We start from the raw sequence: 17,401 nt of genomic DNA on the forward strand, positions 1-17,401 counted from the left end.
GAAAAAGCTTACGCTTCCCTGCTGAATTTTTTTAATTGCCAGTGTTCCGTGAAAAGGGAAGGATATGTCAAGGCGCTGAGTATGATACACGTAAGAAGAGCGGAGGCCATCGTTGTAAAAACGATCAGCAGCTGAAAGCGCACCGCCTGTATCGGATCAGCCCCCGCTAAAATCTGCCCCGTCATCATGCCGGGAAGCTGAACGAGACCCAATGTTTTCTGGCTTTCAAGCGTCGGGATCATACTGAGCTTCATACTGGACGTCAATATCTGCCGGACGGCCTGCTTAGGCGTTCCTCCGAGAGAGAGAATCAGCTGGATTTCTTCTTTCCGCAGGTCTGCTTCCGAACTGAGCCGGCTTAAAAACAGGCTTGAGAGCACCATGGAGTTTCCGATGACCATGCCGCTTATCGGAATGACATATCTTGAAGTGAACGGAATGATGTGAAGGGTCAGTAAAAGTCCCTGCGTCACGGTTTCCGCGATCGCCAGTGTCAGAAAAACGCGCCAAAATGAGCCGATCCGCATTTTTTTCCGTTTGGCGACATTGTGCGAAGCGGCCGTGAGCATGAGAAGCACCATTAATATGATAAATATCGGGTGATCACCGCGAAAAATCAGCGACAGCACATAGCCGATGATGAGAAGCTGAATGACGGCCCTGACGGTTGCGACGATCATATCCTTTTCGACGCCGGCTTTAAAAGATTTAGACAGGAATAAAGCGATAATGACAAATATACTTGTTAGTAACAGTGAAAGATCATTCATATCAGCACCCGCTCCCTTGTAAAAGCGCCCGGGCTTTTTCGTGTTTCGGTTCCTTAAAGAACGTTTTCGTTTCCGCGGTCTCTAAAAGCCGTCCCTCAGCCATAAACCATACCGTATCGGATAATCGTTCCGCTTGTTCAAGGTTATGGGTGATCCACAGGATTGTCAGCTGTTTTTGCCGATGGAGTTTCGTAATCAGTTTCTCAATGGTGAGAACGGATGAGGGGTCGAGCGCCGAGGTGATTTCATCCAGCAGCAGGATGGACGGCAGTACGGCGAGAGTTCGCGCTAATGAGAGTTTCTGCCGCTGACCTCCGGATAATTCTTTCGCATTCCGATCCAGAAGCCCGCGCGGAAGGTCTGTAAAATCTGCGAGCTCTTCAGGGGTATAGTGCTGCGCCCCGTGGAGTTTTTCTGCGAGCAGAAGGTTGTCCCGCACCGTGCCCTCCGTGACGGGAGCTGATTGAAATGCAAGGCCCGCGGTTTTTCTGAGCTCCCTGATATCCCAGCGCCTTATTTCTTTTCCGAATACAAGCACTTCCCCTTCATCAGGCGTATTCATCAGATTGCAAAGTGACAGCAATGTGCTTTTTCCCGCGCCGGAAGGCCCTATCAACGCCGTGATAGAACCTTTTTGAATATGTCCGGTTACACGGCTTAGGACATCAAAGGACGTATTGTTTTGTTCAAAGCGTTTGCCGGCTGACAGAAAAGATATTGCCGGAATTTCTTCTTTCATATAGGATGACACCTTTCGTAAAAAATCAGGAACCGGTGAGATTGGCTGACGTTTGCTCCGCCTTTTTCTGGTCTGTCTGCCGGGAAGCGAATGTATGCATGACCATTCCCGCAATAATAATGAACAGTCCGGCAAATGAAAGAAGTGACGGAAACGCCGCGGATAAAAAGACGATTTCGCCGATCAGTGCAAAAAGAACCTCTCCGGATTGCGTCGCTTCAACAGCAGCGAGCTTCTGCGGCTCATTCCTCACCATATCGGTGGCGCGGAAAAATAATACTGTTGCGATAACGCCCGAGCTGAGTGCGACGATAAAGGATTGGAATGTCTGTCCCATTGAGGGAAGCCCGTCTCTATACCAGCCGAAAGCGGCGATCAAAAGCCAAAACGGAAGGCTTGCGAGCGTCATGCCGAGCACCCGCTGAAACGTATCGAGTTTTCCGCCGTATTGTTCCAGCATTTTGCGGTTGCCGAGCGGATAGGCAAACGCCGCGACGACGACCGGCGCCACGCTGAATAGTATCGTGCGGCCGGACAGAGAACCCGCATGCTGAAGCTGAATCAGCCCGGCTCCGATCAGGATGATGACGGAAGTAACCAGCGAAATCAGCGGGATCTTTTGTCTGACGGAAACCGGGCCCGCCGGTGAATTTTTTGTTTCGCAGAAAAACGGCGACAGAAGCACACCCGCGACAATTGTAATCTGCCACGTGCCGGCGATCAGCCAGCCCGGCCCATATGCCGCCGCAAACGTAATCGGGGCATAAAAAAGCACGAACCCGGTAAAACTCCACTTCAGCCAAAAAAACGGCTTTTTCCGGATTTCATGCCAGAGCGGCGCCCATTTTCCTTTCGCATAAACGATCAAAAATAAAAACGGAATCATAAAAAGAAAACGCAGGGAAGAGCTCCACATCCAGCTTCCGCCGGAAAGCTCCATCGCCCTGTTTAAAATAAATGTGACTGCAAAAAACAGAGATGCCAATATTCCGATCACGATGGCTTTCATTAAATCCCTCATTTTGACACATATTTTTTTATACTATACTATTCACCGGCAGGCTTCGCAATGGAATATGAGAAAATAGCGTTTTAATAAATGATGAATGGGAAACAGACATATACGGAGGTGAACACAATGCAGAAAGAGGATATTCAAGTGCTTTATTTCGAAGATGACGGCCGCATTCCGAATAACCCGAATCTTCCGCTTGTTATTTATAAAGCGGTATTTAATGAAGAAACGGTACAGAAAGCAGAGTCCGTCCTCCGCCGGCACGATTGGTCTAACAGCTGGACGGGCGGAGTATTTCCGTATCATCATTTTCACAGCACCACGCACGAAGTTCTTGTCGCGGTAAAAGGAACCGCGGTTTTGAGGTTCGGCGGGGAACAAGGGGCGGACGCCGTTCTTCAAACGGGAGACGCAGCGGTCATTCCGGCCGGCACCGGACATAAAAAACTGTCGGGCAGTTCTGATTTTACCGTGATCGGAGCTTATCCGGGCGGCCGGCAGTACGATACAAAAACGGAGAAAAATGATAGAACTTCAGAAGAAATCAGCCGCGTCCCGCTCCCGGAATGTGACCCCTTTACGGGAAAAACGGGCCCGCTTTTAAAATTGTGGGAAAAATGACAGGGGAAAAGCGGACGGTCTGTAAAAAAATAGCCTAAAAGAAACGTTATTACACCCCCGCCATATAAATAATTTCATAAACGAAACAATTCACGTTCAAATTTTGTTCAAAAAGTGTTATTATATAAGAGTAAATCAAATTGGGGTTTTTTATGTTTGCTATTTTCAGAGAGGAAAAAGAAATTTTGACTTATTCAATTGTTTTTGTTGATATAAAAATAATACTGGATATGGCAAAGTGAAAAACTGGGTAGTAAACATTTATTTTTGTAAATGATTGTGCATGAATTCACAATCTTGCTTTTTCATGCTTTTCTGCATGAAGGGGGAAAGGCTACCCTTTCCAAAAAAATCAGCATACTGCTTATAGTAAAGGAGAATCGGATATGCCAGAAACAATCGATCAAACAAATGCATCTGTCAGCCAAGGCCAACGCGATCTTATTGATCAGCTGCTAAAACCTGAAGTTCAAGAATCACTGACTGTTTTAGTGGATCAGCTTCCAAAACTGACTGAGTTAGTAAATATTTTAACGAAGTCTTATGATTTTGCACAGTCTGTAGCGACAGACGAAGTATTGAAGAGCGATACAGTGGGTGCGCTTACAGAAATTCTTGAGCCGGTGAAAGAAACAGCGAAAGAAGTTGCGGCTACTGCGATCGAAGCAAAAGACCGCGCGGATGCAAGCAATGAAACGATCGGACTTTTCGGCCTGCTGCGCATGCTGAAAGATCCTCAAGCTCAAAAGCTGTTCCGTTTTGCTAACAGCTATCTTGAAATCATGAACGAAAAACAAAAATAATCTCAGATTCAAATTGATATAAAGGACGGAGGATATACGATGTCAAAACATATTGTCATTTTAGGCGCTGGTTACGGCGGAGTTCTTTCTGCTTTAACCGTTCGCAAACATTACAGTAAAGATGAAGCACGCGTAACCGTTGTGAACAAATACCCGACTCACCAAATCATTACGGAACTGCACCGCCTTGCAGCCGGCAACGTGTCTGAACAGGCTGTTGCTATGCCGCTTGAAAAACTTCTGAAAGGAAAAGACGTCGACATTAAAATCGCAGAAGTCAATTCTTTCTCAGTTGATAAGAAAGAAGTTGCCCTTTCTGACGGTTCTAAGCTGACTTATGACGCGCTTGTTGTCGGACTTGGTTCTGTTACGGCTTATTTCGGCATTCCTGGACTTGAAGAAAACAGCATGGTGCTGAAATCTGCTGCTGATGCCAACAAAGTATACAAACACGTGGAAGACCGTGTGCGTGAATACTCTAAAACGAAAAACGAAGCTGATGCAACGATCCTTATCGGCGGCGGCGGCTTAACAGGCGTCGAGCTTGTCGGTGAGCTTGCTGACATCATGCCGAACCTTACGAAAAAATACGGCGTAGATCCGAAAGAAATCAAACTGAAATTAGTAGAAGCAGGTCCGAAAATTCTTCCTGTTCTTCCTGATGACCTTATCGAACGCGCGACAAAAAGCCTTGAAAAACGCGGCGTTGAGTTCTTAACAGGTCTTCCTGTTACAAATGTTGAAGGAAACGTTATTGATCTGAAAGACGGTTCAAAAGTCGTTGCCAACACATTTGTATGGACAGGCGGCGTACAAGGCAACCCGTTAGTCGGCGAATCCGGCCTTGAAGTGAACCGCGGCCGTGCGACGGTTAACGATTTCTTACAATCTACTTCTCACGAAGATGTATTCGTTGTCGGAGACAGCGCTGTATACTTTGCGCCGGACGGCCGTCCGTACCCGCCGACAGCGCAAATCGCTTGGCAGATGGGTGAACTTGTCGGTTACAACCTGTTCGCTTACTTAGAAGGAAAAACGCTTGAAACATTCAAGCCTGTAAACTCTGGTACGCTTGCAAGCCTTGGACGTAAAGACGCGGTTGCCATCATCGGAGCGAACTCTACTCCGCTGAAAGGCCTTCCGGCATCTTTAATGAAAGAAGCAAGTAACGTACGTTATTTAACACATATCAAAGGATTATTCAGCCTCGCTTACTAATCCTTAAGATCACACAGAAGACATTGCCGGACTTTTCTCGGCAATGTCTTTTTTGCATGAAAATGTTAACGGATGCAATTTTCTGAAAAATAAAATAAAAATAATTGATATGTGAGAAAGAGGAAGCTAAAATAAAAAAGAACCATTTTGTTAACGTTAACATTTTTTAAGAGGGAGGATGAGAGTGTGAAAGCTTTTATGGGTGATGACTTTTTACTGGATAGTAAAACGGCCGTAAAGCTGTACCGGGAATACGCAGAAAACATGCCGATCATTGATTATCACTGTCACTTAAGCCCAAAGGAAATCTATGAAAATAAAACCTTCGCAACCATTACGGAGGCATGGCTTTACGGTGACCACTACAAGTGGCGGATCATGAGGGCCAACGGCATTGAAGAGCGCTGCATTACCGGAAACGCTTCAGATGAAGAGAAGTTTTTCGCCTGGGCAAAAACGGTGCCGATGGCGATAGGCAATCCGCTGTACAGCTGGACGCATTTAGAGCTGCAGCGCTGGTTCGGCATTTATGACGTATTGAATGAAAAAACGGCCGCGGCAATTTGGAAAAAAACGAATGAGCTCCTGCAGGGAGACGGGTTTGGCGCAAGGGATCTCATTCTGAAATCAAATGTCAAAGTCATTTGCACAACCGACGATCCTGCCGATGCGCTGACATACCACGAACTGTTGAAAGAAAGTGATTTTCCGGTTCAAGTGCTGCCCGGATTTCGGCCTGACAAAGGACTGGACATCAGCAGCCCGGGTTTTGCCAATTGGGTCCGTTCGCTGGAGAGCGCTTCCGGAATGGCTGTCACCACCTACCAATCGTATTTGGATGCGTTGGAATCCCGCGTCCGCTTTTTTCACAATGCCGGGGGAAGAGTGTCGGATCATGCATTAGATCAAATGGTTTATGCCGAGACGACCGAAGAGGAAGCGGCCCGGATTTTTGCCGCGGGATTAAGCGGAGAGCATGTGTCTTTTGAAGATGAAAAGAAATTCAAAACACGGACGCTGCAATATCTTTGCGGTCTTTACGCCGAACTGGACTGGGCGATGCAGTTCCATATTAACGCGTTAAGAAATACCAATACAAATAAGTTCAGCAGCCTCGGTCCTGATACGGGATATGACTCAATTAATGATGAACGTATCGCAAAGCCGCTTGCACGGCTGTTAGATTCCGCCGAAAAAAAGCGGCAATTGCCTAAAACGATTTTGTATTCTCTGAATCCGAATGACAACTATATTATCGCCAGCATGATCAACAGCTTTCAGGATGGGAAAACACCGGGGAAAATTCAATTCGGCACAGCCTGGTGGTTCAATGACACGAAAGATGGAATGCTTCAACAAATGAAAGCGTTATCAAACACAGGCCTGTTCAGCCGTTTTATCGGGATGCTGACGGATTCAAGAAGTTTCCTGTCCTATCCCCGCCATGAATACTTCAGGCGGCTTGTCTGCACGCTGATCGGCGGCTGGGCGGAACAAGGCGAAGCGCCCTGCGATATGGAGCTTTTAGGGAGGATTGTCGAGGGAATTTGTTACCGGAATGCTGAGGAATATTTCCGCTTTTAAAAAATGGAATGAAAGAGGTGGCCTATGAGTAATGTGCCTGTCGTGACAGCACCTGCCGCAAAAGTGAAGGAGCATAAGCTGAGTCTGAAAGAAAAAGTATCCTATGGTTTCGGAGATTTTGGGAACGGATTTATGTTTGATCTCGGGCAGATCTATTTGCTGAAGTTTTTCACAGATGTCGCAGGCATTCCGGCAGCGTTCGCCGGCAGTATTTTTTTGGTCAGCAAGCTGTTTGCGGCTTTGACTGATCCGATTGTCGGCTCGGCCATTGACTACAGAAAAAAGATCGGACCCCGGGGTAAATTCAGGCCGTACTTATTATTCGGAAGTATTATTCTTGCGGTCATGACCGTATTGATTTTTGTGTCACCGGACGTGAGCGTCACCTGGAAGCTTGTGTACGCCTATGCTTCTTACATGCTGTGGGGGGTCGCTTATTCTTTCGTCAATATTCCGTACGGCTCCCTCGGTGCAGCCATTACACAGGATGCGGAGGACAGAACGGCGCTTTCCGCATTCCGCCAGATCGGCTCTCTCGGCGCGCTGCTCATTACAAGTGTCATCGTCATCCCGATTCTCGTTCATTTTGATAACGTTCACATCGGCTACCCGGCAGTCATGGGAATGATGGCCGTAATCGGAATCACGGGATTTATGATCTGCTACCGAAACTGCAAAGAAAGAATTATCGTCCGTGAAGCGCCGAAAGAAAAGCTGTCCGTCATGTCGGTTTTCAAATGCTTTATCGGCAACAAACCGCTTCTGACTGTCGTTTTCATGACGATTTTCTCAATATCGGCATATAACATTAAATCCGCTATGCTTGTTTACTTCGCCCAATACAATCTCAACAATGCGGAGCTGATGTCCTACATGAGTTTTATCATCATCGGTTCTTCATTTTTAGGTGTGTTGTTTATGCCGAAACTCGTCAAACGCTTCGGAAAAAAGCAAACAGTGATGATCGGTTTTGCCGTCAGCGCCGCGGCTGATGCGCTGAATTTCTGTCTCCCGTCAAATGTATATATCTTTACGGCGTTAGCGAGCATTGCTTTTATCGGGATCAGCATACCAAACGGCATTACGTGGGCGCTTGTGTCGGACATTATTGATTACGGAGAGTGGAAGACGGGTGAACGGAAGGAGGCGACGACATATTCGCTTTTTAACTTCTCCAGAAAACTCGCCCAATCTTTATCAGGTTTTCTTTCAGGCATCGGGCTGAGCGTTATCGGCTATATCCCGAATGCATCTCAGACAAAAGGCACGTTAATCGGGATTAAAGGGCTTCTGCTGCTGTACCCGGCTTTCGCTTTAGCGTGCGCCATGCTGATTATCGGTTTAATGTATAAACTGACGGACCGGCAGCATGCCGAGCTCGTTCAGGACTTACATCATGCAAAACCTCAACTTTAGTGATTTTATGGACTGTCCGTTAATGGTACAATAGAAATAAATGCCAGCATACAGAAAGAAAGGAAAAACGATGGTAACCATAAAAGATATCGCAAAACTCGCCAACGTATCCCACACAACCGTATCCCGGGCACTTAACGGCAGCCCCCACATTAAAGAGCATACAAAACAGAAAATATTAGAGCTCGCTTCACAGCTGAATTACACACCGAATGTAAATGCAAAAAGCCTTGCCATGCAAAAGTCCCATACGATCGGACTGTTTTTTACAAGCATCACCAACGGAACCTCACACAGCTTTTTTTCCGATACCATCAAAGGTGTAAACCGCACAATCAGTGAGGAATACAATTTGTTCGTCCGCGCGATTGACGATCTGAAAAGCTTTGAAACCATTACGCCCATGAGATATGACGGAATCATTTTAATGAGCCAAAGCGACAGTGATAATTCATTTATTTATCATATCCGCGAGAAAAACATCCCGCTCGTCGTGCTGAACCGGGACATTGATGACCGGAGCATCACGAATATCCTGTCAAACGATAAAGAAGGCTCCAGACAGGCGGTCGACTGCCTGATCGCAAACGGACACAGAGATATCGCGATCATTGAGGGAAAGGAAGGATTCAGGTCAGCTTCGCAGCGGAAAGAAGGCTATTTGACATCTTTAATTGATCATTCTATCCCGATTAAGCATGAATACAGTGTAAAAGGCCGCTATGATATGGAAAGCGGCAGTCAGGCGATGGAAAAACTTTTGGCGCTTCAATCACCGCCTACGGCTGTTTTTTGTTCAAACGATGATATGGCGATCGGGGCGATGAATACCATTTTCGCCAAAGGCCTGAACGTTCCGGAAGATATATCCGTTATCGGGTTTGATGACATCGGCATTTCTCAATACATGACACCGAGGCTTTCGACAGTAAAACGCCCGGTTGAAAAAATCAGCATACTCGGCGCAGAGAAGATTTTGGCGCTTATCACCGACCCGGATACGGCGGCGGAAAAAATATACGAAAACACCGAGGTGATGATAAGAGACTCAATTAAAAAACTCACATAACAGCCCGTCTGAATATCCGGGTTTTCGTACGGGAAAATGTTAACGTGTGCATAAATGCAGAAGGAGGCGGACAGCTTGCGGCAGCTGAATAAAAAGATGTGCATTGAATACATTCAATATCCTGAAAAAGTCCTTCAGTTCGGCGAAGGCAACTTTTTGCGGGCCTTCGCTGACTGGCAGATCGATCAATTGAATCAATTGACGGATTTTAACGGAAGCGTTGTCGCCGTACAGCCGAGAGGCTCTGAGAAAATCAAACGTTTAAACGAACAGGACGGTTTGTTTACGCTTTTTTTGCAGGGGATAAAGGACGGAAAACCGGCTGAAGAACACATGATCGTCAAATCCATCAGCCGCGGCATTGATCTTTTTTCTGACTATGATTCCTTTAAACGGCTGGCAGCACAAGAGGAGCTTCGTTTTATCATTTCCAATACGACAGAAGCGGGAATTACGTTAGAGAAAGGCGACCGGCTTGAGGATAGACCTCAAAAAACATTCCCCGGGAAATTAGCGGCGTTCCTTTATTTCCGCTATAAGGCATTTGCGGGTGACGCCGAGAAAGGGTGCATTGTGCTTCCATGTGAACTGGTCGAAGAAAACGGACGGAAACTGAAGGCGGCCGTGCTTCAATATGCCGGGCTGTGGGAGCTGGAGCCTGATTTTACTCAATGGATTCATGATGCGAACATCTTCTGCAATACCCTCGTGGATCGGATTGTTCCGGGATTTCCTGTTGATACCGCGGAAGAACTTACCGATTTTCTCGGATACGAAGACCGTCTGCTTGTGGTCGGTGAGCATTATTATTTGTGGGTGATAGAAGGGCCGGAACAGCTTCAGAATGAGCTTCCTTTTGCTGATGCCGGGCTGAACGCACTGATCACGTCTGACCTTACGCCTTACAGGACAAAAAAGGTGAGAATCTTAAACGGCGCTCATACGGCATTGGCGCCAGTGGCTTTATTATACGGACTGCTAACCGTCCGGGAAGCGGCTGAGCACGAGGTGACGGGCAGATTCATCGAAGAGCTGATCAATGAAGAAATCCTTCCCGTGCTGCAAATGGAGGGTGTCACCCAGTATGCGGCAGATGTGTTACACCGGTTTAAAAACCCTTATATCCAACATTATCTGCAAAGCATCACCCTTAACGCCGCCGCGAAATTCAAAACAAGAAACCTGCCGACGCTGAAGGCTTATATCGAACAGGAGGGCCGGCTTCCTGAGAGGCTGGTATTTTCATTCAGCGCCATGATCTATTCATACTGGAACGGGCTGAACAAACCGGCAGATGGCGAGGAGGTTCTGAACCGTTTTCAAATGGCGCGGTCCCGTTGCAAAGATGATATGTTTCAAGCGGCATTTTCTATATTAGGAGAAGAGCGATTGTGGGGAAAGAATCTGAACCATCTTCCGGGGCTGACTGAACGAACGGCTTTTTTTCTCTCTGTCATTCATAAGCGGGGGATGAAGCATGCGTTACATGAATGCTGCGGCAATAAGGGGGAAGTGAAATGAAAGAGGTCATAAAAATCCATAAAAACGATAACGTGCTTCTCGCTATGCGCCATTTTAACAAAGGGGAGCGGCTGCATACAGACGGACTGACGATTGAAGTGAAGGACCTTGTAAAGCGGGGGCATAAAATCGCGCTGCAAACCATTGAAGAAAACGGCAGCATCATTAAATACGGTTTTTCGATCGGGCGTGCGATAAGGCGGATTTCGGCCGGCGAGCATATTCATACCCATAATCTGCAAACGAATTTATCCGATGTGCAAGAATACACGTATTCACCGCGCTTCGAGGACAATCCTTTTACAAATGAGAACCGGACATTTCAAGGCTACAAAAGAGAAAACGGTACATCCGGCGTCCGGAATGAACTGTGGATCGTGCCTACAGTCGGCTGCGTAAACGGCGTCGCTGAGAAAATCCTGCAGCGCTTCGTAAAAGAGGCGAAAGACATTGCCCCCTTTGACAATGTGCTGGTTTTAAAACACCAATACGGCTGCTCCCAGCTTGGCGATGATCATGAGAATACGAAACAAATACTGATTAACGCCATTCGCCATCCAAATGCGGGCGGTGTGCTGGTTTTAGGGCTGGGCTGTGAAAATAATGAGCTGGCGGCAATTAAGGAAACGCTTTCTGAAGTGAACGGAGATCGGGTGAAATTTCTCGAATCACAGGCTGTCACAGATGAAATTGAAGCGGGGACAGCGCTTCTTAAAGAGATACACCTTGCGGCAAAGGGAGATAAACGTGAGGAGATTCCGCTGTCAGAATTGAGCATCGGATTGAAATGCGGCGGGTCGGACGGTTTTTCCGGCATCACCGCAAACCCTTTATTAGGGAGATTTTCAGATTACTTGATTGCACAGGGAGGGAGCACGGTCTTAACGGAGGTGCCTGAGATGTTCGGCGCTGAGACGATTCTCATGCAGCGTGCGGCGAGTGAAGAAGTGTTTCATAAAACAGTCCGATTGATCAATGATTTCAAGCAATATTTTATGAAGCACGAGCAGCCGATTTATGAAAACCCGTCACCAGGGAATAAGGAAGGCGGCATTTCAACGCTCGAAGACAAGTCGCTCGGCTGCACCCAAAAAGCCGGTCTTGCACCGGTTTCTGATGTGCTGACATACGGTGAAACACTGAAAACAAAGGGATTGACACTGCTCAGTGCGCCCGGCAATGATTTAATCGCTTCTTCAGCGCTCGCCGCGGCTGGCTGTCACATCGTGTTGTTTACAACCGGAAGAGGCACGCCGTTCGGCACATTTGTCCCGACTGTGAAAGTATCAACAAATACCGATTTATTTCAATCAAAACCGCATTGGATTGATTACAACGCGGGGAGATTGGCGGAAGACGAAACAACAGAAGATCACATTGTAAGAGATTTTATTCAATACATTATTAACGTTGCAAGCGGACAATTCGTCAATAACGAAAAAAACGATTTTCGGGAGCTTGCAATCTTTAAGTCCGGTGTGACGTTATAAGGGAAAAGGCGATCTGACAACAGACCGCCTTTTTTAGATTAATTTTATCCCGCTGATTAAAATAATCGCCGCCATCACAAACTGCAGCGGGCGCGGTGAGAATTTCGGCGAAAAGAAGCTGCCGAGAAGCACACCCGGCACAGAGCCGATCAACAGATTCAATACAAGCAGGTAATCGACGCTTCCGAAGCTTGCGTTTAACAGACCGGCAACAGTTACGAGCAGAAAGGCATGTGCGATATCCGTTCCCACCACTTCTGCCGTTTTCATTCTGAACAGGTATAACATGGCGATCGCAAATAATGAGCCGGACCCAATAGATGTCAGGCCGACGATGAAGCCGAAAATGACGCCGATCAGTATCATGAGTGTCCGCTTTTCTTCAAGTGTTTTTTGCTGCCAGCGGTTCGGCCGCAGTTTTTTATCGAAAAAAAGGCGGGCGATAATGGAAATAGCGACAAGGGTCAGCACGTAGCCGAGCGCCTGTTTGATAATCTGCTCCTGATGCTGGTGAAAAGCGGGAAACAAGTGAAGAATACCGATGGCGGCTGTTGCGCTGGGAATGCTCCCGAGCGCCAAGTAGCCGACAAGTTTAAATTGAACGGTGCGCTGTTTCCAATGAGAAACGACACCGAACAGTTTGGTGATGGAATTATATAAAAGGTCAGTGCCGACGGCGATTGAGGGGTTGATCCCTAAAACGATCAGTAAAGGAGTCAAAAGCGCCGCTCCTCCCACACCCGTCAATCCGACCAGCGTTCCGACAAAGAAACCCATAAACACAATGCTTACAGTCATCTGTGTGCCTCCTGAATAATCCTACTATTTTTATCAGATTATATATGATTAAGAGGCGGTAATCAATTAAATTTTCGGAAAATTTTATACAGAACAAAAAAATCCGCCTGCCTGCTGTTATTTCGCAGATCGGCGGATGATGGCCGGATTATGATTTTTGCTGATAAAACGGAAGTTCCGTGTGGCCCATTTCTCTGACATACACGAAAAGATTGCCTTTATGATGAATTTCATGCTCCATGGCAAGCTGAAGGAGAGCCGCGCCGGTTATTTTTCTGCCGAAAGAGGCAGTCAGGTCAATTTCGCGGTTCAGCTGCTCTTCAGTCAGCTGTGACAGGATGTTTGTCGTTTTTTCAGTACATGCTTCAGCCAGTTTGACGAGGTCTGTTTCCGCTTCTTCTTTCGGTTTGTTCTGGATAGCTGATCCGTTTCCGTCGTTAATGACGTTTGCAAACATAAGAAAAGAATAAACGATGTGTTTTACAAGTTCCTGAGCGGACATTGATGTCTCCGCCGGCTTGTAGTCGTAATGCTCGCGGCTGATTTTTTCTGCCAGCTCAATCGTCACGTTTCGATGTGACAGAAAGTGGCTGACCAATTGATTTTGTGCTGTCATGTGAAAACCCCCATTTAATACAGAATAAAAGCTGCAAGGATATGCTATATCAACGGCACGGAAGAAACAAGCAATAAGCTTGTGATGAAGATAAATCGTTGCGGATATCCGAAATTCGACAATTGCGGTCTTTTTGCGTTCTTCTTTTTCTAGCAATTATGATAAAATATGACATATCTCGGTCATTCCAAAAGGGGGGATTTATTGAGGATGAAGCAGACTATTCCGTCCTCTTTTGTCGGGCTCAAAATTAATGAATGGTATACCCATATCCGGCAGTTTCACGTCTTTGAGGCGGAGCGCGTCAAACGTGAAGTAGAGAGAGAGATTGAGGATATGGAAGAAGATCAGGATCTGCTGCTGTATTATTCATTAATGGAATTCAGACACCGCGTCATGCTGGATTACATCAAGCCCTTAAAGGAGGACCCTTCTCAGCCTGAGTTTTCAGAATTATTGGAAGACATTGAAGGCAACCAGTATAAACTGACAGGACTGCTTGATTACTACTTTAATTTTTTTCGAGGAATGTACGAATTTAAACAGAAAATGTTCCTAAACGCCATGATGTATTACAAACGGGCTGAAAAAAACCTTGCACTCGTTTCTGATGACATCGAGAAAGCTGAGTTTGCTTTTAAAATGGCCGAGATTTTTTACAACCTGAAACAAACCTACGTCTCCATGAGTTATGCCGTTCAAGCCCTTGAAACGTACCAATCGTATGAGACGTACAACGTCCGCAGAATCCAATGTGAATTCGTTATTGCAGGGAATTATGATGACATGCAGTATCCAGAAAGAGCATTGCCCCACTTAGAACTTGCTTTAGATCTTGCAAAACAAGAAGGCAATCCCCGTCTTATCAGTTCAGCCTTATATAATCTCGGAAACTGTTACGAAAAAATGGGAGACCTCTCTAAAGCAGCCGAATATTTTGAGACATCCGTTTCCATTTGCAGGTCAGAAAAGTTCGATAATCTTCCGCATTCTATTTACTCATTAACACAGGTTCTTTATAAACAGAACACTACAGCCGAAGCAGAGAAGCAATATCGCCTCGGGCTCAGTATCGCCCGCGAATACAATGATGAATTGTTTGTCAATCTGTTCCAATTTTTGCATGCGTTATACGGCAAGGAAATGGATAACGCATCCGTCAGGCACACGTTTGATTTTCTGGAAGAACACATGCTGTATCCGTATGTGGAAGAATTGGCGCATGACGCTGCCAAATTTTACATGAAACACGGACAGCCTGAAAAAGCGCTCACGTTTTATGAAAAAATGGTGCACGCCCAAAAACAAATCCAGAGAGGAGATTGTCTATATGAAATCTAAACTATTGTCAGGATTGCTGCTTGTTGCTGTCGGGTTCAGCTTTACACAGGTGATCGGCCATGAAAGCCATTTGGAAAACCAAGCGGACGGCACATTCCATATTGCCGCGCGCAACCAAACATAACATAAAGACCCTTCTTTGGAAGGGTCTTATTTTTTGTATGCGTATCCATTCCATTTTTATCCGAATGCAGGGTCTATATACTCAGTTATCTGTCCTACGAATGCCACCTATTGATGAAAAAGGCATAAGGAGAGATGAAGAGTGGGGATTGAAGTGAAAAAACGGCTCGTATCGGCTGATAAATATGCGTTAAAATGTCCGAATCCGATGACGCCGGAGTATATTACCATTCATAACACGGCAAACGACGCATCCGCCGCTAATGAAATCAGCTATATGACGGGAAACAGCGAATCAACGAGCTATCATTTTGCGGTTGATGACAAAGAAGTGATCCAGGGAATTCCGTTGGACCGGAATGCCTGGCATTCGGGAGACGGCACGAACGGCACCGGAAACCGAAAGTCGATTGCTATAGAAATCTGTTACAGCAAGTCAGGCGGCGAACGGTACAGAGCCGCAGAAGAACTGGCGATTGCGTTTGCGGCGCAGCTTTTGAAAGAACGGGGCTGGGGGATTGACAGAATCAGAAAGCATCAGGACTGGAACGGAAAGTACTGCCCGCACCGCATTTTGTCTGAAGGCCGCTGGGATGAAGTGAAGGCAAAGATTGAAAAGAAATTAAGCGGAAGTATGCCGGCGAAAAAAGCCTCTATTTCTTCTTCTGCGTCTGAATACCATGTGAAAAAAGGCGACACCTTATCGGAAATCGCCGCATCGCACGGTGTCAGCGTAAAATCGCTGCAAAGCATCAACCATATCACCGATCCGAATCACATTACAGTCGGACAAGTGATCAAGCTCGCTCAGACGGGTTCTTCTTCAAAAAGTCAGGCTGTGTCTTCCTATCCGCTTCCATCCGGTGTGATCAAAGTGACGAAACCGCTGACGAAAGGGACAAACGTAAAACAAGTGCAAAACGCTTTATCCGCTCTTTATTTTTATCCCGATAAAGGAGCAAAAAATCATGGGGCGGACGGCGTTTACGGCCCGAAAACGGCAAATGCCGTAAAACGTTTTCAATCCGTCAGCGGATTAACGGCAGACGGAATTTACGGCCCGAAAACGAAGGCGAAAATTGAAGAAAAACTGTAATCAATAAAACGGAAGCTCCCCGGGCTTCCGTTTCTTCTTACATACAAACTGCGGCAAGGGCCTTTTGAATATCATAAATGCTTTCATCTTTTTTAAACTGCTTTGAGACAGCGGGAAGTTCCGCGCCTGAAATCCAAATTTTCAGCTCTGAATCAAGGTCAAAGCGGCCGGCGGTTTCTACGCTGAATCTGGAAATGCTCTTGTACGGAATGGATTGAATCTCCGTTTTCTTCCCCGTGAGTCCCTGTTTATCAACAAGAATAAGACGCTTATCCGTAAAGACAATGATATCTCGGACAAGCTTAAATGCGGCGTTGACATTCTCACCTTCCAGCAAAATACGGGCCAGTTCTGCTTTTGCTTCAGCCGTCGATATTGTCGACGCATTGCCCAGCAATCCATTGATGAACCCCATAATATCTCCCCCTTGATACGTATTCTATCAAATCATACTATAAAAAGGTTTCCATTCCCAGATGAGTAGAGTAAACTGGTGCTGACTGGAAAAGGAGAGCATGTTACACATGAAAGATAGATATGACAATTTCGCAGCTCTTTCCGCTGCTGAATCGGAATACAGAATTATTTATGAAGAAAAAGAGGGAAGTAAATGTATCGTCCTCGCTCCCCACGGCGGCAGGATTGAGCCGGGTGTCAGTGAGCTGGTGCAGGCATTTTCTGACCAAAGCTCAATTTATTTATTTGAAGGGACGAAGCGGTGCGATAACCGTTCTCTCCACTTGACAAGCACACGCTTTGACGAGCCTCTGGCTTTAGAAAAAGTGACCGCCCATCATTACGCATTGGCTTTTCACGGGTATCATGATCTGAAAAAGGCAAATACACTCGTCGGGGGCGCGGATCTGGAAAAAGCAAGACTGATTTGTGATCTGCTGCGTGAAGCGGGATTTGATGCCGAGCTGACAGAGAAGAATGATCGGCTGGCAGGTGTAAATCCCGGCAACATTGTCAATCGGACAAAAAGGAAAATGGGACTGCAATTGGAAGTGAGCACGGCGCAGAGACACGCGCTGTTCAGCAATTTTGGCTGCCGGGGAGAAAAATATACGCCAACCGATCTGTTTTTTCGGTATGTAGAAACCGTGAAGGCCGGTTTTTATGATAAATGAACAGGGGCCCGTTCTTACATTCACTGGAGCTAGGCGGCGCATGAAGTGCTT

General features: G+C 46.4%; 18 protein-coding genes. 12 read left to right on the plus strand and 6 right to left on the minus strand.

All coding sequences use genetic code 11. The annotated features are described in order from the left end of the window. Positions 1-8 precede the first annotated feature (8 nt). The 3 genes from ACWJJX_RS01770 to ACWJJX_RS01780 are packed head-to-tail and all read right to left on the minus strand — an operon-like array spanning position 9 to position 2,518. A complete protein-coding gene (locus ACWJJX_RS01770) occupies positions 9-770 on the minus strand; it encodes an ABC transporter permease (protein ID WP_003154915.1) in 762 nt (253 codons plus the stop codon). Position 771: 1 nt separating this feature from the next. After that, positions 772-1,509, minus strand: a complete 738-nt coding sequence (locus ACWJJX_RS01775) for an ABC transporter ATP-binding protein (RefSeq protein WP_073982149.1) — start codon at positions 1,507-1,509, stop codon at positions 772-774. Between the two features lie 25 nt (positions 1,510-1,534). Beyond that, positions 1,535-2,518 (minus strand): DMT family transporter, encoded by a 984-nt coding sequence (locus tag ACWJJX_RS01780; protein WP_073982150.1) that lies wholly within the window; start codon positions 2,516-2,518, stop codon positions 1,535-1,537. Between the two features lie 129 nt (positions 2,519-2,647). Between ACWJJX_RS01780 and ACWJJX_RS01785 the strand changes: the two genes are divergently transcribed. The 8 genes from ACWJJX_RS01785 (at position 2,648) to ACWJJX_RS01820 (ending at position 12,246) form a co-directional block, all read left to right on the plus strand. Further along, positions 2,648-3,145, plus strand: coding sequence for a cupin domain-containing protein (locus tag ACWJJX_RS01785; protein ID WP_015388368.1), 498 nt, complete (start codon positions 2,648-2,650; stop codon positions 3,143-3,145). A gap of 386 nt (positions 3,146-3,531) precedes the next feature. After that, positions 3,532-3,948, plus strand: a complete 417-nt coding sequence (locus ACWJJX_RS01790) for a DUF1641 domain-containing protein (protein ID WP_003154908.1) — start codon at positions 3,532-3,534, stop codon at positions 3,946-3,948. 39 nt (positions 3,949-3,987) lie between these two features. Continuing rightward, entirely contained in the window at positions 3,988-5,166 is a 1,179-nt protein-coding gene (locus tag ACWJJX_RS01795; protein WP_003154907.1) for an NAD(P)/FAD-dependent oxidoreductase, read from the plus strand. 186 nt (positions 5,167-5,352) lie between these two features. Next, the gene (gene uxaC / locus ACWJJX_RS01800; RefSeq protein WP_454022678.1) at positions 5,353-6,750 is read left to right on the plus strand and encodes a glucuronate isomerase; all 1,398 of its coding nucleotides are present in this window, start codon (positions 5,353-5,355) and stop codon (positions 6,748-6,750) included. A gap of 24 nt (positions 6,751-6,774) precedes the next feature. Continuing rightward, positions 6,775-8,166, plus strand: a complete 1,392-nt coding sequence (locus ACWJJX_RS01805) for an MFS transporter (protein WP_050569566.1) — start codon at positions 6,775-6,777, stop codon at positions 8,164-8,166. Positions 8,167-8,236: 70 nt separating this feature from the next. Further along, positions 8,237-9,235, plus strand: coding sequence for a LacI family DNA-binding transcriptional regulator (locus tag ACWJJX_RS01810; RefSeq protein ID WP_204530471.1), 999 nt, complete (start codon positions 8,237-8,239; stop codon positions 9,233-9,235). 75 nt (positions 9,236-9,310) lie between these two features. Continuing rightward, the gene (locus ACWJJX_RS01815) at positions 9,311-10,756 is read left to right on the plus strand and encodes a tagaturonate reductase (RefSeq protein WP_454022679.1); all 1,446 of its coding nucleotides are present in this window, start codon (positions 9,311-9,313) and stop codon (positions 10,754-10,756) included. After that, the gene (locus ACWJJX_RS01820) at positions 10,753-12,246 is read left to right on the plus strand and encodes a UxaA family hydrolase (protein WP_102421811.1); all 1,494 of its coding nucleotides are present in this window, start codon (positions 10,753-10,755) and stop codon (positions 12,244-12,246) included. The genes ACWJJX_RS01815 and ACWJJX_RS01820 overlap by 4 nt, the downstream gene beginning before the upstream one ends. A 33-nt stretch (positions 12,247-12,279) precedes the next feature. Here the strand turns inward: ACWJJX_RS01820 and ACWJJX_RS01825 are convergent, their stop codons facing one another. Both ACWJJX_RS01825 and ACWJJX_RS01830 read right to left on the minus strand, forming a co-directional pair. Further along, a complete protein-coding gene (locus tag ACWJJX_RS01825; RefSeq protein ID WP_015388360.1) occupies positions 12,280-13,044 on the minus strand; it encodes a sulfite exporter TauE/SafE family protein in 765 nt (254 codons plus the stop codon). Positions 13,045-13,192: 148 nt separating this feature from the next. Next, a complete protein-coding gene (locus ACWJJX_RS01830; protein WP_017417598.1) occupies positions 13,193-13,660 on the minus strand; it encodes a DinB family protein in 468 nt (155 codons plus the stop codon). 204 nt (positions 13,661-13,864) lie between these two features. On the opposite strand from ACWJJX_RS01830, the gene ACWJJX_RS01835 reads away from it, so the two are divergent. From ACWJJX_RS01835 to ACWJJX_RS01845, 3 genes are all read left to right on the plus strand, one after another. Then, positions 13,865-15,001, plus strand: a complete 1,137-nt coding sequence (locus ACWJJX_RS01835; protein ID WP_454022680.1) for a response regulator aspartate phosphatase — start codon at positions 13,865-13,867, stop codon at positions 14,999-15,001. After that, positions 14,991-15,125 carry a PhrA family phosphatase inhibitor gene (locus ACWJJX_RS01840; RefSeq protein WP_003154881.1) on the plus strand — a complete coding sequence of 45 codons (135 nt, stop codon included), beginning with the start codon at positions 14,991-14,993 and terminating at the stop codon, positions 15,123-15,125. The genes ACWJJX_RS01835 and ACWJJX_RS01840 overlap by 11 nt, the downstream gene beginning before the upstream one ends. A 141-nt stretch (positions 15,126-15,266) precedes the next feature. Further along, complete coding sequence (locus tag ACWJJX_RS01845) at positions 15,267-16,220, plus strand: N-acetylmuramoyl-L-alanine amidase (RefSeq protein ID WP_003154880.1); 954 nt, start codon at positions 15,267-15,269, stop codon at positions 16,218-16,220. 37 nt (positions 16,221-16,257) lie between these two features. Here ACWJJX_RS01845 and ACWJJX_RS01850 read toward each other — a convergent pair whose 3' ends face one another. Further along, on the minus strand, positions 16,258-16,635 hold the full coding sequence (locus tag ACWJJX_RS01850) for a PH domain-containing protein (protein ID WP_007610770.1): 378 nt from the start codon (positions 16,633-16,635) through the stop codon (positions 16,258-16,260). 109 nt (positions 16,636-16,744) lie between these two features. Between ACWJJX_RS01850 and ACWJJX_RS01855 the strand changes: the two genes are divergently transcribed. Beyond that, a complete protein-coding gene (locus ACWJJX_RS01855; protein WP_032858666.1) occupies positions 16,745-17,350 on the plus strand; it encodes a poly-gamma-glutamate hydrolase family protein in 606 nt (201 codons plus the stop codon). The last annotated feature ends 51 nt before the right edge of the window (positions 17,351-17,401 follow it).

It is taken from the genome of Bacillus sp. YH3-2-B2, from assembly GCF_053663335.1.

What these genes read in the sequence shown, in the direction of transcription:
- ACWJJX_RS01770 (WP_003154915.1), bottom strand. Translation starts at nt 770, where the DNA reads ATGAATGATCTTTCACTGTTACTAACAAGTATATTTGTCATTATCGCT.
- ACWJJX_RS01775 (WP_073982149.1), bottom strand. Translation starts at nt 1,509, where the DNA reads ATGAAAGAAGAAATTCCGGCAATATCTTTTCTGTCAGCCGGCAAACGC.
- ACWJJX_RS01780 (WP_073982150.1), bottom strand. Translation starts at nt 2,518, where the DNA reads ATGAAAGCCATCGTGATCGGAATATTGGCATCTCTGTTTTTTGCAGTC.
- ACWJJX_RS01785 (WP_015388368.1), top strand. Translation starts at nt 2,648, where the DNA reads ATGCAGAAAGAGGATATTCAAGTGCTTTATTTCGAAGATGACGGCCGC.
- ACWJJX_RS01790 (WP_003154908.1), top strand. Translation starts at nt 3,532, where the DNA reads ATGCCAGAAACAATCGATCAAACAAATGCATCTGTCAGCCAAGGCCAA.
- ACWJJX_RS01795 (WP_003154907.1), top strand. Translation starts at nt 3,988, where the DNA reads ATGTCAAAACATATTGTCATTTTAGGCGCTGGTTACGGCGGAGTTCTT.
- ACWJJX_RS01805 (WP_050569566.1), top strand. Translation starts at nt 6,775, where the DNA reads ATGAGTAATGTGCCTGTCGTGACAGCACCTGCCGCAAAAGTGAAGGAG.
- ACWJJX_RS01810 (WP_204530471.1), top strand. Translation starts at nt 8,237, where the DNA reads ATGGTAACCATAAAAGATATCGCAAAACTCGCCAACGTATCCCACACA.
- ACWJJX_RS01820 (WP_102421811.1), top strand. Translation starts at nt 10,753, where the DNA reads ATGAAAGAGGTCATAAAAATCCATAAAAACGATAACGTGCTTCTCGCT.
- ACWJJX_RS01825 (WP_015388360.1), bottom strand. Translation starts at nt 13,044, where the DNA reads ATGACTGTAAGCATTGTGTTTATGGGTTTCTTTGTCGGAACGCTGGTC.
- ACWJJX_RS01830 (WP_017417598.1), bottom strand. Translation starts at nt 13,660, where the DNA reads ATGACAGCACAAAATCAATTGGTCAGCCACTTTCTGTCACATCGAAAC.
- ACWJJX_RS01840 (WP_003154881.1), top strand. Translation starts at nt 14,991, where the DNA reads ATGAAATCTAAACTATTGTCAGGATTGCTGCTTGTTGCTGTCGGGTTC.
- ACWJJX_RS01850 (WP_007610770.1), bottom strand. Translation starts at nt 16,635, where the DNA reads ATGGGGTTCATCAATGGATTGCTGGGCAATGCGTCGACAATATCGACG.
- ACWJJX_RS01855 (WP_032858666.1), top strand. Translation starts at nt 16,745, where the DNA reads ATGAAAGATAGATATGACAATTTCGCAGCTCTTTCCGCTGCTGAATCG.